Annotated in this window: 2 protein-coding genes and 1 pseudogene; 2 read left to right on the forward strand and 1 reads right to left on the reverse strand. The window is 71.5% G+C overall.

The features are described 5' to 3' along the window. Together G3I65_RS29175 and G3I65_RS29180 are read left to right on the forward strand one after the other, a co-directional pair. Positions 1 to 307 (forward strand): annotated as a pseudogene (locus G3I65_RS29175) (HpcH/HpaI aldolase/citrate lyase family protein); the annotation flags it as partial. 48 nt (positions 308 to 355) lie between these two features. Further along, positions 356 to 1,582 (forward strand): hypothetical protein, encoded by a 1,227-nt coding sequence (locus tag G3I65_RS29180; RefSeq protein WP_160698945.1) that lies wholly within the window; start codon positions 356 to 358, stop codon positions 1,580 to 1,582. Here G3I65_RS29180 and G3I65_RS29185 read toward each other — a convergent pair. Further along, positions 1,531 to 2,056, reverse strand: a 526-nt coding sequence (locus G3I65_RS29185; RefSeq protein ID WP_160698946.1) for a helix-turn-helix transcriptional regulator, incomplete at its 5' end; no start/stop codon positions are given. The two genes, G3I65_RS29180 and G3I65_RS29185, sit on opposite strands and share 52 nt — an antisense overlap.

Consider the following 2,056-nt stretch of genomic DNA (forward strand, 5'->3'; position numbering starts at 1 on the left):
GCGGCTTGCCCCGCCGGCGATGTCCGCCTACCCGAACGTCCGCGACCTCGACGGGCTGGCGGCGTCCTGCCGCGCCGGGCGGGCGCTGGGGTTCCGCGGCCGGACCGCGATCCACCCGGTGCAGCTCGAGACGATCCGGACCGCGTTCCTGCCGACGCGGGAGGAGGTCACGCGGGCGCGCGAGGTCATCGCGCGGATGGCAGGCGCGACGGCGGCGGGCGTCGGCGCGATCGCGTTGCCCGACGGGACGTTCCTCGACGTCGCGATGGTCGAGCAGGCGCGGACGGTGCTTTCGCTGGCGGATTAGTACGGGCGTTGTACGGATTTTGGACCCGCGTGTGGCGCACTGGCGCCCATGCGAATTCCGAAAGCGATCGTCCTCGCGCTGGCTGTGGTGGCCGGCGCACTGGCGCTGCCCGGGACGGCGAGCGCCGCCTACAGCGACCCGCTGACGACGACCACGAAGCAGAACCTGGTCTGGCACGAGACCCCGGCCGCGGCGCTCACCGCGCTGGACAACGCGCTGCCGAACGTCAGCCTCAACACCGTCGTCAACGACACCAGCTACGCGATGACCGGCTGCACGAGCGCGGAGAAGGCCGCGCTGCCGAAGGCGCCGGTGGCCACCAAGGCGCTGTGCTGGGACAGCGAGCGCGCCGGCAGCACGTCGTGGGTGCCGCAGGGCATCACGACGTCCGGCGACGCCGACGACGACGGCATGTGGGGCGCGAACAAGATCATCCTGTCCGGCTGGCACGGCACCGACGCGCTCGGCCGGTACAACGACGCCCGGATCCAGGCGGTCAACTACAACGACCCGGCGTCGGCCGCGCACCGGATGGTGTACCTGGCCGTGCCGAACAGCACCGGCAGCAGCTTCAGCGCGGCGAAGGCGCACATGGGCGGGATGGCCTGGCTCGGCGACAAGATCTACGTCACCGCCGTCGGCAACACCTCGACCGCGATCCGCGTGTTCAGCACCAAGCACATCCTGCAGCTGAGCGACACGACGTCGAACGCGATCGGCAAGACGTCCGCCGGGTACGCGGCCTACACGTACAAGTACGCGATGATGCAGATCGGTTACTACACCTACGCGGGCGGGACGTGCAGCATGTCCTCCGACACGGGTGTGCCGTGCTTCTCGTCGCTTTCGCTGGACCGCACCACCTCGCCGGCTTCGGTGGTGACGACGGAGTACTTCTCCGACCAGTCCCTGCACGGCCGCCTGTACCGCTTCCCGATGGGTTCGGACTACCTGCTGACGGGGACCGCGTCGGAGGCGTTCCGCAGCTCGGTGGGCAACATGCAGGGCGTGCTGTCCCACAACGGCAAGTGGTACGTGGCCCACAGCTCGGCGACGCTCAACGGCCAGCTCTGGGCCCAGACGACCACGGCGAGCACGTCGGCGACCTGCGGCACCACGACGGCGTGCTGGGCGGTCCACCCGGAGGCGCTGACCTACGACTGGGCGACGGGCCTGGTCTGGTCCCAGTCCGAGTGGTCGACGGCGGACTGCCAGGCACAGGGTCAGACCTGCGGGCGGACGGTGTTCGCTGTGCCGCTGTCTTCGCTGGGCTGACCGGTCAGGAGGGACGTTCCGAGCGCCGTGATCAGGTAGAGGACCTGGCGCCCGGAACGTTCCCGTGCGACGAGCCCGGTTTCGCGCAGGACCGCCAGGTGCTGCGAGACGGCGCTGGGCGTGACGCCGAGGGCGCGGGCCAGCTCGGTCGTGGTCGCGGGGGAGCGGAGGGCTTCGAGGAGTCCGGCCCGCGCCCGGCCGATCAGCCGGACCGGGCCTCGCGCCGGGGCCTGCGTGCCGGCTGTCCACAGCGCACCGCGGCCGCGGGCGGGGTAGCGGACCGTCGTCTGCGTGGACGTGTTCCGCTTCACCAGGACGTCCGGCGAGCCGAGCACGACGGGGATGAGGACGAGCCCGCCGGGACCCCGGTTGATCGGGCGGACGCCGTTCAGCAGCAGCTTCCCCTCGTGCCAGCGCAGGTCCGGGTGCAGGCCGGCGAACAGCTTCTCGGCGCCGCCGGTGGCCAGCGCGCGG

This window comes from Amycolatopsis sp. SID8362 (assembly GCF_010550475.1).
GTDB classification, from domain to species: Bacteria; Actinomycetota; Actinomycetes; order Mycobacteriales; family Pseudonocardiaceae; genus Amycolatopsis; species Amycolatopsis eburnea.